General features: G+C 71.7%; 12 protein-coding genes. All 12 read right to left on the bottom strand.

Features of this window, described 5'->3' with window-relative positions:
• Positions 1-161: 161 nt before the first annotated feature.
• On the bottom strand, positions 162-1,385 hold the full coding sequence (gene kynU / locus ACFV6V_RS28450; protein ID WP_385570531.1) for a kynureninase: 1,224 nt from the start codon (positions 1,383-1,385) through the stop codon (positions 162-164).
• Positions 1,378-2,223 carry a tryptophan 2,3-dioxygenase gene (gene kynA, locus ACFV6V_RS28455; RefSeq protein ID WP_385570534.1) on the bottom strand — a complete coding sequence of 282 codons (846 nt, stop codon included), beginning with the start codon at positions 2,221-2,223 and terminating at the stop codon, positions 1,378-1,380. Before kynA ends, kynU begins: the two co-directional genes overlap by 8 nt.
• 175 nt (positions 2,224-2,398) lie before the next feature.
• Positions 2,399-2,812, bottom strand: a complete 414-nt coding sequence (locus ACFV6V_RS28460) for a DUF3151 domain-containing protein (protein ID WP_385570536.1) — start codon at positions 2,810-2,812, stop codon at positions 2,399-2,401.
• A 35-nt stretch (positions 2,813-2,847) separates the two neighbouring features.
• Positions 2,848-4,314 (bottom strand): MFS transporter, encoded by a 1,467-nt coding sequence (locus tag ACFV6V_RS28465; RefSeq protein ID WP_385570539.1) that lies wholly within the window; start codon positions 4,312-4,314, stop codon positions 2,848-2,850.
• Positions 4,315-4,554: 240 nt separating this feature from the next.
• A complete protein-coding gene (locus ACFV6V_RS28470) occupies positions 4,555-5,709 on the bottom strand; it encodes a MalY/PatB family protein (RefSeq protein ID WP_385570542.1) in 1,155 nt (384 codons plus the stop codon).
• Between the two features lie 93 nt (positions 5,710-5,802).
• Positions 5,803-6,834 (bottom strand): class II fructose-bisphosphate aldolase, encoded by a 1,032-nt coding sequence (gene fbaA, locus ACFV6V_RS28475; RefSeq protein WP_385570544.1) that lies wholly within the window; start codon positions 6,832-6,834, stop codon positions 5,803-5,805.
• Positions 6,835-7,000: 166 nt separating this feature from the next.
• A complete protein-coding gene (gene pyrE, locus ACFV6V_RS28480; RefSeq protein WP_385570546.1) occupies positions 7,001-7,540 on the bottom strand; it encodes an orotate phosphoribosyltransferase in 540 nt (179 codons plus the stop codon).
• A gap of 46 nt (positions 7,541-7,586) precedes the next feature.
• Positions 7,587-8,390 carry an aldose 1-epimerase gene (locus ACFV6V_RS28485; protein WP_361283791.1) on the bottom strand — a complete coding sequence of 268 codons (804 nt, stop codon included), beginning with the start codon at positions 8,388-8,390 and terminating at the stop codon, positions 7,587-7,589.
• 90 nt (positions 8,391-8,480) lie between these two features.
• On the bottom strand, positions 8,481-9,386 hold the full coding sequence (locus tag ACFV6V_RS28490) for an SRPBCC domain-containing protein (protein WP_385570549.1): 906 nt from the start codon (positions 9,384-9,386) through the stop codon (positions 8,481-8,483).
• Between the two features lie 50 nt (positions 9,387-9,436).
• Positions 9,437-11,041, bottom strand: a complete 1,605-nt coding sequence (locus ACFV6V_RS28495) for a polyamine aminopropyltransferase (protein ID WP_385570551.1) — start codon at positions 11,039-11,041, stop codon at positions 9,437-9,439.
• A gap of 85 nt (positions 11,042-11,126) precedes the next feature.
• Positions 11,127-11,645: a DUF2617 family protein gene (locus ACFV6V_RS28500; RefSeq protein ID WP_385570554.1), complete on the bottom strand. Its 519-nt coding sequence runs from the start codon at positions 11,643-11,645 to the stop codon at positions 11,127-11,129.
• A 724-nt stretch (positions 11,646-12,369) separates the two neighbouring features.
• Positions 12,370-13,515, bottom strand: a complete 1,146-nt coding sequence (locus ACFV6V_RS28505; RefSeq protein WP_385570557.1) for an aminotransferase class I/II-fold pyridoxal phosphate-dependent enzyme — start codon at positions 13,513-13,515, stop codon at positions 12,370-12,372.
• Positions 13,516-13,836 lie beyond the last annotated feature (321 nt).

Genomic DNA, 13,836 nt, shown 5'->3' on the forward strand with positions numbered 1-13,836 from the left:
TGGGGTCTCCCCAGGCCCCCGGGCCGAGGGGGTGGGGTCTCCCCAGGCCCCCGGGCCGAGGGGGTGGGGTCTCCCCAGGCCCCCGGGCCGAGGGGGTGGGGTCTCCCCAGGCCCCCGGGCCGAGGGGACCGTCGGCGGGCGAGCCGCTGATCAGCCCCTACTCAGCCGTGTGCCGCCACCGGCACCTGCGCCAGCACCTCCGCGAGGACCCGCGCCGCCCGCTCGGTGTCCGCGAAGCCGACGTACAGCGGGGTGAAGCCGAAGCGCAGCACGTCGGGGCGGCGAAGATCGCCGACCACGCCGCGCTCGATCAGGGCCGCCATCACAGCGGGCGCCTCGGCGCAGGACAGCGCGACCTGGCTGCCGCGTTCCGCATGGGCGCGCGGGGTCAGCGAGGTGACCCTGCCCGCGGGGGCGTACGCCTCCACGCACTCCAGGAAGAAGTCGGTCAGAGCCAGCGACTTGGCCCGTACCGATGCCACCTGGACCCCGTCCCAGACGTCGAGCGCCGACTCCAGCGCCAGCATCGAGAGGATGTCCGGCGTGCCGACCCGTCCGCGCAGCGCACCGTCCGCCGCCGAGAATCCCGCGGCCATGGCGAACGGGTCGGCGTGCGAGTTCCAGCCGGGCAGCGGGGAGTCGAAACGGGCCTGGTGCCGCTCGGCGACGTACAGGTACGCGGGCGAGCCGGGGCCGCCGTTGAGGTACTTGTAGGTGCAGCCGACCGCGAGGTCCACGCCGTGGGCGTCAAGCCCGACGGGCAGCGCGCCCGCGCTGTGGCACAGGTCCCAGACCGCCAGCGCGCCCGCCTCGTGGACGGCCGCGGTGAGGGACGGCAGGTCGTGCAGCCGGCCGGTGCGGAAGTCCACGTGGTTGATGAGCGCGGCAGCCGTACGAGGCCCGAGCGCCGCGGTCAGCCCGGCCGGGGCGACCGGCACCAGGCGGCGGCCGGTCAGCCGGGCGGCGGACTCGGCGACATAGCCGTCGGTGGGAAACGTGGTGGCGTCGACGAGGATCTCGTCCCGGTCGTCCGGGGCCATCCGTACCGCCGCGACGACGGCCTTGAACACATTGACGCTGGTGGAGTCGCCGACCACGATCTGGCCCGGCGCCGCGCCGACGAGTGGGGCGATCCGGTCGCCGATCCGCTCGGGCGCCGTCCACCAGCCGCTCTCGTCCCAGGAGCGGATGCGCAGCTCGCCCCACTCACGGCCGATGACCTCGGCCATCCGGGCGGGGACATGGCGGGGCAGGGCGCCCAGCGAGTTCCCGTCCAGGTAGACCGTGCCGTCGTCGAGTGCGAACAGCTCGCGCCGCTTGGCGAGTTCATCCGCCGCGTCCAGCTCCGCGGCCTTCGCTATGAGCCGTGCCTCGGTCTCAGACATGGCTGCGCGCCGTCCACAGCTCGGGGAACACGTTCTTCGCCGCGCGCTTCTCCAGCCAGGCGACCCCGGCGGAACCCCCCGTACCGGTCTTGGCGCCCATGGCCCTGCGGGTCGCCACGAGGTGGTCGTTGCGCCAGCGCCACACCAGCTCGGCGACATCGGTGAGCGCCTCGCCGAGGCGTACGAGCTCGGCGTCCTGGTCGGTGCCCTCGTACAGGGACGCCCACACCCGCTCCACCTCGGGCGACGGCTCGTACCGCTGCGAGAGATCCCGGTCGAGCACCTCCTGCGGCACGGGCAGCCCGCGGCGGGCCAGCAGCCGCAGCACCTCGTCGTAGAGGCTCGGCTGGTGCAGCGCCTTCTCCAGCTCCGCGTGGACGCGCGGGGCGCCGCGGTGCGGGACCAGCATCGACGCCGACTTCTCACCGAGCAGGAACTCCATGCGCCGGTACATCGCCGACTGGAATCCGGAGCCCTCGCCCAGGGCGCTGCGGTAGGAGTTGAACTGCATGGGGGTGAGCTGGGCGAGCGGGCGCCAGGAGGCGTTCAGCGCCTCCAGCTCGCGTACGGACCGCTTGAGGGCGTCTACGGCGACGGGCAGATCGTCGCGGCGCAGGGCGTGGGACGCGGTCTCCCACTCGTGGACGATGACGGTGAACCAAAGCTCCATCACCTGGGTGGTGACCAGGAAGACCATCTCGCCGGGATCGTCGGAGAGCGGGTGCTGGAGGTGGGTGAGGACGTCGGCCTGGACGTAGTCCTCGTACGGAGTGGTGCCCGCGAAGTCGAGGTTCGGGGTGACCGAACCGGCTCCGGAGGCATCGGGATACTGCGACATCGCTGTCTCCTGACACATGTGTCCGGGTAGCGGTCCGCCCCTTTCCGTCGGTGGTCTCGGAGCTCCGGTCCCCTGCGGGCATCATAAACACGGGCCCCAGGGGCAACGCGAGGGGCGAGCACCCGGAAAGGCACCCGCCCCCTCTGCTTACCCGCTGGTCAGCACCTGTCGGCCGTCAGCCCAGGGTCTGCGCCGCGGTCTCGGAGGACTCACGCAGGAACGTGGAGCAGCGCTCGTACTCATCCTGCTCGCCGATGACCTGCGCGGCGCGGGCGAGCGCGTGCAGGGCACGCAGGAAACCCCGGTTCGGCTCGTGCTCCCACGGCACCGGGCCATGCCCCTTCCAGCCGTTGCGGCGCAGCGCGTCCAGGCCCCGGTGGTAACCGGTGCGGGCATACGCGTACGACTCGACGACCCGGCCCCCCTCGAACGCGTCGTCGGCGAGCTGCGCCCAGGCGAGCGAGGAGGTCGGATACTTCGCGGCGACATCGGCGGGCGCGGTGCCCGCGGCGAGCAGCTCCCGGGGCTCCGGGTCGTCGGGGAGACGGGTGGGGGGCGGTCCCCCGAGCAGGTTTTCGTGGATGGACATGGGTTCAGTGTCACAGAAGGCGTACCCGGGCCGTGTCAGCCCTGCCCGTCCGGGGCACCCCGCCCCCGGCTCTGCTCCACCGGGCTCTCCAGGGTGGGCGCCCCGACCCCGCACTGGACCTTGCACTCGGGGTGGCAGCACGGCAGGGCGGGGCGGCGCACCAGCGCGAAGGCGATCGCCGCGCCCAGCACGAGCACGCCCGCGCACAGCGGCATCGCTCGACGGAAGGTCGCCGCGAACTCCTCCGGTATGCGGTACGCCTCCGGACCCATGCCGACCAGCAGCGGCAGTGCGGCCACCGCGAGCAGGCCCGCGGCGCGGGCGGCGGCGTTGTTGATACCGCTGGCGATCCCGGCGCGGGCGGTGTCGACGGAAGCCAGCACGGTCGCGGTCAGCGGGGCGACGAGGGTCACCATGCCGAGACCCAGCACCAGCGTGGCGGGCAGCACGTCCGTCAGGTACGAGGCGTTCGCGCCGACCCTCAGCATCAGCAGCATCCCGGCCGCACAGACCAGCGGGCCGACCGTGAGGGGGATACGGGGGCCGATCCGCTCGCCCAGCGTGCCCGAGCGGGCCGAGAGGGTGAGCATCAGCAGAGTGGTGGGGAGCAGGGCGGTGCCGGCGGCGAGGGCCGAGTAACCCGCGACGACCTGGAGCTGAAGGGCGGCGAGGAAGAAGAACCCGCTGAACGCCGCGTACACGCACAGCGTGACCAGGTTGACCGCCGTGAACTGGCGCGAGTGGAAGATCGACAACGGCAGCATGGGCTCCGCGCGGCGCCGCTCGACCACCACGAACGCGACACCCGTCAGCACCCCGGCCACCCCAGCCCACCAGGACATGTCGATGAGCCCGTACGTGACCAGGGCGAGGCCCAGCGCACCGAGCACCGCGCCGAGCACGTCGAACCGCCCATGGGCCTCCGGGTCGCGCGACTCGGGGACATGCCGCAGCGCGACCGGCAGGCACACGGCGGCCAGCGGCACATTGAGCAGGAACACCCAGCGCCAGCCGGGACCGTCGACCAGCCAGCCCCCGACGAACGGCCCCACCGCCGCGCCGACCCCGCCGAAACCGGACCACAGTCCCACGGCGCGGGCACGGTCGTCCGGGTGGAAGCTGGCCTGGATCAGCGCCAGCGACCCCGGGGTGAGCAGTGCCCCGCCGACGCCCTGGAGTGCCCGCGCGACGATCAGGAGCGTCGCGTTCGGCGCGAGTCCGCAGATCAGCGAGGCCAGCGCGAACCACGCCACGCCGATCACGAACACCCGCCGCCTGCCGTAACGGTCCCCGAGGGCCCCACCCAGCAGGATCAGCCCGGCGAGGGTCAGCATGTACGCGTTGACCGTCCACTGGAGTCCGGCCAGATCGGCGCCGAGGTCGTCACCGATATGCGGGAGCGCGACGTTCACCACGGTGGAGTCGAGCATGGCCATGCTCGACCCGAGGACGGTGGTCAGGACCACCCAGCGGCCGGTGGCCGTCGCGAGCCGGATGTCCATGTGGCCAGCGTAGGTTTCCCGGCCCGGCCCGGCGCGGTGGGCCTCGCGGCCCGTGGCGGGCGGGTCACCGACCTGTTCGTGGGCGGGTTTCGCGGTGTGCCGTGTGTGTCGCGTCCGGCGGGGTGGGCGCGTGGGCGCGTCCGCGGGGTGGGCGCGGCCGCGGAACCGGGCAAGCCCGGAAACCGGCCCGCCTGGCCCCGCGCGCATCGCGCAACCCGGCGACGCATCGCGCAACCGGCCTCAGACCAGCCGGGTCAGCGCCCTGACCAGTGCCTCCGCCCCCGCCTCCGCCTTGCCCCGCGGGCACCCCACGTTGAACCGGAGGAACCCCTCCGCCCCGTAGACCGCCCCCGGCATCATCGCCACGCGCTCGCGTTCGATCAGTTCGCGCTGGAGGGCCTCATCGCTCACACCCAGCGCCCGCAGATCGATCCACGCCAGATAGCCGGCCTGCGGCGGCGTCCAGCGCAGCGCGGGAAACGCCCCGTTCAGCCGCTGGGCGAGCAGGCTCAGGTTCCCGGCGACATAGCCGCGCGCCGCGTCCAGCCAGGGCGCGCCCTCCTGGTAGGCCGCGATGTGGGCGGTGAGCGAGAGCGCCGACGGGGAGGCCAGCCCTTCCCCGGTCTCCATGCGGCGGGTGAAGGCCGCTCGCTCCCCGGGATCGCCGATGATCCCGTACGAACCGTTCAGCGAGGGGAAGTTGAACGCCTTGGACGCGGAGCTGATCAGCGCCCAGCGACCCCCACCGGGAGCGAACCGCGTCCACGGCAGATGCCGGTGACCGTCATGGACGAAGTCGGCGTGGATCTCGTCGCTGATCACGGCGACGTCGTGCGCGGCCGCCAGCCGTGCCGTCTCCGCCAGTTCGGACTCCGTCCACACCCGGCCCGTGGGGTTGTGGGGCGAGCACAGGATCAGGACCTTCGTATCCGGCCTGGCGAGCTCCCGCTCCAGGGCCGCGGCATCCCCCAGCGGCACCCCGCGCAGTTCCCGCCCGAGCCCGGTCACCGCCTTGCGGAAGCCGTCGTAGGTGGGGGTGTGCACGGCCACCCCGTCGCCCGGCACCGTCCACATCCGCAGCAGCTGAGACAGCTGGTTCAGCACGGAGGGCCCGTACACGATCTGCTCCGGGTCGAGCTCGGTGTCGTACCGCGTCGCGTACCAGCCGCATATCGCCTCACGGAATCCGCTCACGCGCCAGTCCGTGTAGCCGAACACCCCGTGCGCGAGCCGCTCCCGCAGCGCGTCCAGCACCGGGGGCGCGGACGGGAAGTCCATGTCGGAGATCGTGAACGGCAGCAGACCGTCCACACCGAAGCGCTCGGCCACGCCGTCCCACTGGACGCAGGCGGTGCCCCGGCGGTCGACGGGTTTGTCGAAGTCGTACCTGGTCATGGCGCCTCCTGGTGCCGCATCGGGCAACGTTCCCGCGGACAGGACGGAGGCCCGGCACCGTCCTTGTGAACGGTGCCGGGCCTCGTCGACCGCTTACTTGAGCTTCGTCCCGGCGGAACGCAGCGCCTGGCAGGCCTCGAGGACACGCGCGGCCATGCCGGCCTCGGCCGCCTTGCCCCAGCTACGCGGGTCGTAGGTCTTCTTCGAGCCGACCTCGCCGTCGATCTTCAGCACACCGTCGTAGTTCTTGAACATGTGGTCCGCGACAGGGCGGGTGAAGGCGTACTGGGTGTCGGTGTCGAGGTTCATCTTCACGACGCCGTTCTCCAGCGCGGTGGCGATCTCCTCGACGGTGGAGCCGGAGCCGCCGTGGAAGACGAAGTCGAACGGGCCGGGCTCCGTCGACTTGCCGAACTTCGCCGCCACACCGGCCTGGAGGTCCTTGAGCAGCTCGGGGCGGAGCACCACGTTGCCCGGCTTGTAGACACCGTGGACGTTGCCGAAGGACGCGGCCAGCAGGTAGCGGCCCTGCTCACCCAGGCCGAGGGCCTCGGCGGTGCGGATGGCGTCCTCGACGGTGGTGTAGAGCTCGTCGTTGATCTCGTGGGTGACGCCGTCCTCCTCGCCGCCGGTCGGGGTGATCTCGACCTCGAGGATGATCTTGGCGGCGGCGGCCCGGGGCAGCAGCTCCTTGGCGATGGCCAGGTTGTCGGCCAGGGTCTCGGCGGAGCCGTCCCACATGTGGGACTGGAACAGCGGGTTCTGCCCCTTGGCGACGCGCTGCTCGGAGACGGCGAGCAGCGGGCGGACGTAGGCGTCCAGCTTGTCCTTGGGGCAGTGGTCGGTGTGCAGCGCGATGTTGACGTCGTACTTCTCGGCGACGATGTGCGCGAACTCGGCGAGGGCGACGGCGCCGGTCACCATGTCCTTGTTGTGCTGTCCGCCGAGGAACTCCGCGCCACCGGTGGAAATCTGGACGATGCCGTCGCTCTCGGCTTCCGCGAATCCGCGCAGCGCAGCGTGCAGGGTCTGGGACGAGGTGACATTGATGGCCGGGTAGGCGAACTTGCCTGCCTTCGCCCGGTCGAGCATCTCGTTGTAGACCTCGGGGGTTGCGATGGGCATCTGTCCGCTCCTTGTGATGTGCGGTGTGCGTTGCTAGGCCCTGACCTGGGGGGCGACGTCATCGTCGCACCTATCTTCCCAGACGCCCACGGGGACTCCCAGGGTCCTGCAACCAACGGGCGGGCGTTTCACGTGAAACCTCGTGGAACCCCCGCCCCTCGACACATCAGCCCAGATCGAGGTCAGAGAGCTGGTAACCGGTCAGATAGGGCAGCCCGGCCTCGGCGATGGCGCCGGCCGCGCCCCGGTCTACGATCGTGGCCACCGCGACGACCTCGCCGCCCGCCTCACGGACCGCCTCGACCGCGGTGAGCGGTGAGCCTCCGGTGGTGGAGGTGTCCTCAACGACCAGGCAGCGGCGACCCCTGACGTCGGCGCCCTCGATACGGCGCTGCATTCCGTGGGTCTTCTGGGCCTTGCGCACGACGAAGGCGTCCAGGCGCTCACCGCGCGCGGCGGAGGCGTGCAGCATCGAGGTCGCCACCGGGTCGGCGCCCAGCGTCAGACCGCCGACGCAGTCGTAGTCCAGATCCCTGGTCAGATCCAGCATCACCTGGCCGACCATGGGCGCGGCCTCGCCGTCCAGCGTGATCCGGCGCAGGTCGATGTAGTAGTCGGCCTCACGACCCGAGGAGAGGATCACCTTGCCGTGCACCACGGCCTTGTCCTTGATCTGCTGGAGCAGCTCAGCACGTACGTCAGTCATGGTCACGAGCTTAGATGCCGCCACCCGCCCAGGGCCCAACCGAGGCCTACCCGAGCCTCCGCCATGTCCAGGTCGCGGACATTTCGAGCGGTTCGATGGGGGTGACAAGCCGGGGGTCCGTGTTCAGGCCGTTCGGCGGTCCGGACTGGGGCTCGACGCAGACGGCCTCCGGCTGCTCGTCATAGATCACCACCCACGGCGACCTGCTCCTGACCGTCAGCTCCAGATGCTCGGGCCAGGTGATCGTGACATCGACGCCGTCGGTCATCCCGAAGCAGTCGTCCCATGGCCCGGGGGTCGGGCCGATACGACGGCCGGTGGGCAGATGATCGTCACCACGCTCCTCCTGCCAGTCGGGTGTGAACGCGAGCTGCGCGTCCTTGCCGTCCGGGAAGGGACTGCGCAGGAACCAGGGGTGCCAGCCGGCCTGGGCGGGGAACGACACATCGTAGGTCTCGACACCGAGCTGAAGCGTGAGGGAGTCCTCGGTCAGCTCGAAGATCTGGGTGACCCGTCCGGTGTACGGCCAGGGCTCGGCGAGGTCGTAGGTGAACGCGGCGGTGGTGGGGCCGGCGCCGGGGGCGAGGCGCCAGGCCGTGTCGCGGCCGGTGCCGTGGATGGCGTGCGGCGGGGAGTTCAGAGGCAGCTGATGGGTGACCCCGCCGTTGAGGAAACGGCCGTCCCTGGTCCTGCCGCAGAAGGGGACCATGGGGAAGCAGCCGTAGCGCTCGCCCTGCCGGAGGAGCTCCACCCCCGAGATCCGCAGACTGCTGATCCGGCAGCCGTTGAGGGGTGCCACGGTCAGCTCGACATCTCCGGCGCTGAGCCGGACGTGCTCTTCGCTACTCACACCGCGACACTACTGGCGGACCAAGCACGCCGCTGGAAATCGGGTGCGCCACCTGGGGGTCCCCTGGGCTCAGGCCGTGTCCGGACCCGCTCAGCGCCTGCGCCGCAGGGCACGTCCGACGACCACCGCCGATGCGATGGCGATCGCCGCGGCGGGGGCGATCCAGCGCAGAGGGCCGTTCGGGCCCGTGGACTGGGGCGCGGGCATGGGCGCGTACCGACCGCGCGGTGGTGCGTGGTCGACCTCCTCCGCACTGCGGCCGATCATGGTGCGCCGGGCATGGGCCGCCTCGGCGGGGGGTTCGTCGGCGGCGTCGAACTCGTCGTGCGCCAGAGGCTCCAGGGATGACGGGGGCACGTCGACGTCGAAGACGGAGCTCCCGTTCACACCGTCCCCGCCGTGCTCGTCGTCGACGCCGTCGCCGCCGTTCACCGCGTCCACACCGTTGCCGCCATTGCCGCCGTTCACCGTGTCGACGCCGTTGAGTCCGCCGCCGTACGTCTCGTCGCCCTCTCCCCCGACGTCCTCGCCGGCGTGCTCCGCTGTGGCACCGCCGGTCGGGCCCTGCGACGCCACCAATGCCAGGCCCGAAGCGAAACGCTCCAGCAGCCGGATCGCCGTCTGGGCGGTCGCCTCCTGCGGAAGCGCTGCCAGACGGCCCTCGGCATTCGAGGTGCCGGTGAAACCGAGGGTCGTACCGCCCTCCGCGGCGGTGAGCCGCAGGGTCAGCACCAGCTTCACGGCACCCGAGCCGCGCGCTTCGATGCCCTCGCCCTCGATCGCGAAGTCACCGCCCTGCCGCTCGGTGATCCGCAACTCCCCGCGATAGGTGATCGTGTGGCTTCCCACCCTCACCCTCAACCGGCCCGTGAGCGGGCCCGCCGAAGCGTCGGCGTCCCGTTGCAGACCGGGGACACAGCGCGCGACGCGCGCCGGGTCGGCCAGCGTCTGCCGGAGGGTCTCTGCCGGAACCGGTACGAACACCTCATGCTCCATGGGAACCGAGCCTACTCAGCCCCGGCCCGCAGGTCGCTGTTCTTGCACCGTCAATCCGCGTAGCGGGGATGCAGCAGCGTCGACGGGGGCAGGTCGTCCGGGCGCTCGCGCGCCAGGCTCACCGCCCCCGGCCCCAGCACCGGCCGCGCGCCGCCCCCGGAGGCCGCAGCCAGCACCAAGCCGCGCCCGGGCAGCCCAGGCACCCGGTACGGCACCGTCGCGAGCCCCGCCGAGCGCATGGTCGTCTCCACCGTCCAGTACGTGCGGGCCCCACCCGCGACCGGTCCGGCGTTCACGGCCATCCGCCCGTCATCAGCGAGCACTTCGGCCGCGAGGCCGTAGAACTCCTGGGAGTAGAGCTTCGTGCCGGGTGCGGTCGTCGGGGCCGGCAGGTCCGAGACCACCACGTCGTACGCGCCGGTCCGGGCGGTGCGCAGCCAGTCGAACGCGTCCGCGCACACCACCCGCAGCCGCGGATCCCGGTACGCGTGCCCGTTCAGTCCGCTGAGCGCCGGATTCGTGCGGGCCAGGCGGATCATTCCGGGATCCCGCTCGACGAGGGTCACCGCGCGCACTCCCGCGTACCGCAGTACCTCGCGCGCCACGAGCCCGTCGCCTCCGCCGAGGATCAGCACCCGTGCGTGCGGACCGCGCATCGCCCCACGTACCAGTGCCTGCTGCGAACGCCCCGCGTCCCGGCCGCTCACCCGCAGATGCCCGTCCAGGAACAGGTCCAGGGGGCCCTTCCGTGCCCCGGTCAGCACGACCTCCTGCATCCCGGTGCGGACGGCCACCCGCACCGGCTCCCCGTAGAAGGCGCGCCGTGCCGCGGCCTCGAAGTCCCCGACCAGCGCGGTGGTCGTGGCGAGCAGCGCCAGCACCGTCACATTGGCCATCAGCAGCCACCAGCGGGCTCGTACCGAGAGGTCCCGACGGAACAGCCACAGCACCAGCGCCCCGCCCGCCACCACGTTCACCGCACCGGTCAGCAGGGCACCGGTGAGCTGTCCGAGCCAGGGCAGGAGGAAGAAGGGAAAGGCGAGCCCGCCGACCAGGGCGCCCACATAGTCCGCCGCGAACAGATCCGCGACCGTGCCCACTGCATCCTGTTCTGCCCGTTCTGCCTGCCCTGTCTGCTCATCCCGTTCATCTCGCTCACCCCGCTCGCGGCCGGTGCGCCGGGACGCCCGCTGGATCAGCGACATCAGCAGCGGGATCTCCGCCCCGATCAGCACCCCGATCATCAGCGAGAACGCCACCAGCGCCGGCCGCGCCTCGCCGAACCAGGCGAAGGTGCCGTACAGCACCAGCGCCGAGCTGCCGCCGACCAGTGCCAGCACCGCCTCCACCAGGGCGAAGCCGACGGCGGCATGGCAGCGCAGCCGCTTGGCGAGCAGCGAGCCGAGGCCCATCGCGAAGACCATCACGGACAGCACGACGGACGCCTGGGTGACCGAGTCACCGCCCACATACGAGCCGAGCGCGACGAGTTCAAGCTCGTACACCAGTCCGCAGGCGGCGCAGACGAAGACCACGAGGAGCACGGGGAATCTGCCCGCGCCCGGACGGACGGGCCCCCGCGCCCCGCCCTGGTCGGTTCGGTACACCTCCAGGGCGCGTTCAGCGGGCGGCGCTGGCGGGGGCGGGTCGGTCATGGCGTAACGCTACGTCACGTCGCCATGCACAACACGTCACCCACACGGGTGCAATTGCCGCAAAATGCCGTGCGGGTGCGTGAAATCAGAGCACGGCGGGCACTCGCGCGCCCACCCGCGTCCGGGTCACCACCAGCTGCCCCTCCTGCGGGTAGGCGTGCCAGGTGCGCCACCGCACCTGCCCGTCGAGCCGCTGCGCCACCATCGCGGTGAACGCGTGCGGAGAGCCCGGGAAGGTACCCGCGAGCCCGTTCGGATGGTCGGCCACCAGAGCGAGCAACTCCTGTGCGCGGCCTGCGAAGGAGCCCTTGGACAGGGTCTCGACGTGCGCCGCGAACTGGTACTCCCAGGTGCCGATCCGCTTGGCCACGCCCAGCGGCAGCGGGGTGCTGCTGCCCGGGATGCAGGCCACGGTCTCGGAGCAGACGCCTTCCTCCTCCTCGAGCAGCACCTGGTGGGAGGCGCCGAGCAGCCTCAACTGCAATTTCGCACCCGCCAGTTCGAGGTCCAGCACGGCGAGGGCGGGCAGCGGTCCCCGACCCAGCGCCCACGCCAGATCGGCCGCGCAGGTATCGGTGTAGGACGTTTTCAGGGTCGTGAGCATGGGTCGGCTCCGCAAACGCGCGTAACGGGTTGACGGGCGGTCCGGGACGCCCCGGAGCAGGCACAGGGGAAACGGGACCGCCTGCTCGGCACCCCGCTTGAGGGTCCGAGGGCTGGAGGTTCTCCACAGCGAGGGAAGCATGAAGTGCGCGCCGGTCACAGGCCTTTTACCCAACACGGGACGGTTTCCATCCCCCCGGGTGCCTTACGGTTCAACTGTTCAACGGAAATCCATCCTGGACGTCAATGTGACGACGCCCGGAGGGAATTGAACTCCCGCCGGGCGCACGTTCCGCGCATGCATGTCAGCCGCATGTGCCTACAGCACCATGTGCCTGTCAGCTGCCGCCGCCACCCCCGCAGCCGCCTCCGCCGCCACCGCAGGACGACGAGGAACCGCAGGACGAACCCCCACCACAGGACGATCCCCCACCGTCGCTCCCCGCCCACCAGGAGCCGGAAGCGCCGCTGGAGCCGGAACCGCCGCTACGCGACCGGGTCCGGCCGCGGCCGGACCCGGAGCGGGAAACCGCGACCGACACCACGATGGCGAACAGCATGAAAACCGCGACGATAACGATGACCTCGGCCAACATCGTCGTCACCTCCCCGTTGCTTCTTGCTCTGCTTTGTTGGGTCTCTCTGTCTCTCTCGTGCGTGAGAGGGGGATGCCCCCCGCTCCCGGGAGCCAAAGCAGACTTGAGCAAGTCCAGAGGTTGCGCGCCTCAGTGCAGGCGCCCGCCTGCTTCCACCAGCCGGTCCACGGCCTGCCGGATCGACGCCTCGCTCTTGCAGAACGAGAAGCGCACCAGCCAGGACGGGGCGTCCGCGCCGACGTAGAACGCCGAGGTCGGAATGGCCACCACACCCGCGCGCTCCGGCAGTTCCCGGCAGAAGCTGACCCCGTCGTCGTAACCCCACGGCCGTACGTCCGCCTGGACGAAGTACCCGGCCTCCGCGCGCAGCGGACGCAGCCCGGCCCGGGTCAGCCCCGCGCCGAGCAGGTCCCGGTGCGCCCGCAGGGACTCGCGCAGGCCCGCGGCCCAGCTCTCCACCGAGCCGAGTGCCCTGGCGATGGCCTCCTGGTACGGGGTGCCCGAGGCATACGTCAGGAACTGCTTGGCGGAGTTCACCGCCGAGACGAGGGGTGCCGGGCCGCAGATCCAGCCGACCTTCCAGCCGGTCACATTGAGCGTCTTGCCCGCCGACGAGATGACCAGGGTGCGCTCGCGCATCCCGGGGAACGTCGCGATGGGCCGGTGCCGCGCGCCGTCGGCGTACACCAGATGCTCGTACACCTCGTCCGTGACGACGGTCAACGAACGCTCGGCGCAGAGCTCGGCGATGGCCGCCAGCTCGCCGACCGTGAACACCTTGCCCGTCGGATTGTGCGGGCTGTTCAGCAGCAGCACCTTCGTCCGGTCCGTCAGAGCGGCGCGCAGGGCGTCCATGTCGAGAGCGAAGCCGTCCCCGTCCAGGGTCAGGGGCACACCGACGAGCCGGGCACCGGCGAGCCGCGCGTCCGCCGCGTAGGCGTCGTAGCAGGGGTCGAAGGCGATGACCTCGTCCCCCGGGTCGCACATCGCCAGCAGCGCGGCCGCGAGGGCCTCGGTGGCGCCGGTGGTCACCAGGACCTCGCCGTCGGGCCGGTAGTCGAGGCCGTAGCGGCGGAGCTGATGGGCGGCGACGGCTTCGCGCAGGGCCGGGAAACCGACGGCGGGCGGATACTGGTTGCTGCCCGACAGCACCGCGTCCGCCACGTCCTTGAGCAGCTCGGCGGGGCTGTCCAGCTCCGGAACGCCCTGCCCCAGGTTCACGGCGCCGGTGCGCCGCGCCAGCTCCGTCATCTCGGTGAAGACCGACGTCCCCATGCCCCGCACCCGCGCCGCGGGATTCCCAAGCACCGTGTCCACCCCCGTCGAGTCAGTCCGGTCGAGTTCAGCGGCCCCCCACCTTAGGCGCCGTGCGCGCGGGCGTCACCGGGCCGCCACCCGGATGGCCGCGCCGGGCTCGCGCCCTGCCCGTACGCCACTGAGGGTCGGGATGACTGGCCGATCACGCGCGCACGGAGGTGTCCACTGTCCGCCGAGACGTTCGACGAGGCGTCAGTCGATGCCCAGCCCGCACCCGACGCCCGGACCACCGCCGATGCCCGGACCAGTCCCCGCTGCCGTACGGCGCTGCGGCGGGCC

The sequence above is a fragment of the Streptomyces sp. NPDC059828 genome (assembly GCF_042731955.1).
In the GTDB taxonomy this organism is placed as follows: domain Bacteria; phylum Actinomycetota; class Actinomycetes; order Streptomycetales; family Streptomycetaceae; genus Streptomyces.

What these genes read in the sequence shown, in the direction of transcription:
- kynA (WP_385570534.1), bottom strand. Translation starts at nt 2,223, where the DNA reads ATGTCGCAGTATCCCGATGCCTCCGGAGCCGGTTCGGTCACCCCGAAC.
- fbaA (WP_385570544.1), bottom strand. Translation starts at nt 6,834, where the DNA reads ATGCCCATCGCAACCCCCGAGGTCTACAACGAGATGCTCGACCGGGCG.
- ACFV6V_RS28500 (WP_385570554.1), bottom strand. Translation starts at nt 11,645, where the DNA reads ATGCTCACGACCCTGAAAACGTCCTACACCGATACCTGCGCGGCCGAT.
- ACFV6V_RS28460 (WP_385570536.1), bottom strand. Translation starts at nt 2,812, where the DNA reads ATGTCCATCCACGAAAACCTGCTCGGGGGACCGCCCCCCACCCGTCTC.
- ACFV6V_RS28465 (WP_385570539.1), bottom strand. Translation starts at nt 4,314, where the DNA reads ATGGACATCCGGCTCGCGACGGCCACCGGCCGCTGGGTGGTCCTGACC.
- ACFV6V_RS28505 (WP_385570557.1), bottom strand. Translation starts at nt 13,515, where the DNA reads ATGGGGACGTCGGTCTTCACCGAGATGACGGAGCTGGCGCGGCGCACC.
- ACFV6V_RS28470 (WP_385570542.1), bottom strand. Translation starts at nt 5,709, where the DNA reads ATGACCAGGTACGACTTCGACAAACCCGTCGACCGCCGGGGCACCGCC.
- pyrE (WP_385570546.1), bottom strand. Translation starts at nt 7,540, where the DNA reads ATGACTGACGTACGTGCTGAGCTGCTCCAGCAGATCAAGGACAAGGCC.
- ACFV6V_RS28495 (WP_385570551.1), bottom strand. Translation starts at nt 11,041, where the DNA reads ATGACCGACCCGCCCCCGCCAGCGCCGCCCGCTGAACGCGCCCTGGAG.
- ACFV6V_RS28490 (WP_385570549.1), bottom strand. Translation starts at nt 9,386, where the DNA reads ATGGAGCATGAGGTGTTCGTACCGGTTCCGGCAGAGACCCTCCGGCAG.
- kynU (WP_385570531.1), bottom strand. Translation starts at nt 1,385, where the DNA reads ATGTCTGAGACCGAGGCACGGCTCATAGCGAAGGCCGCGGAGCTGGAC.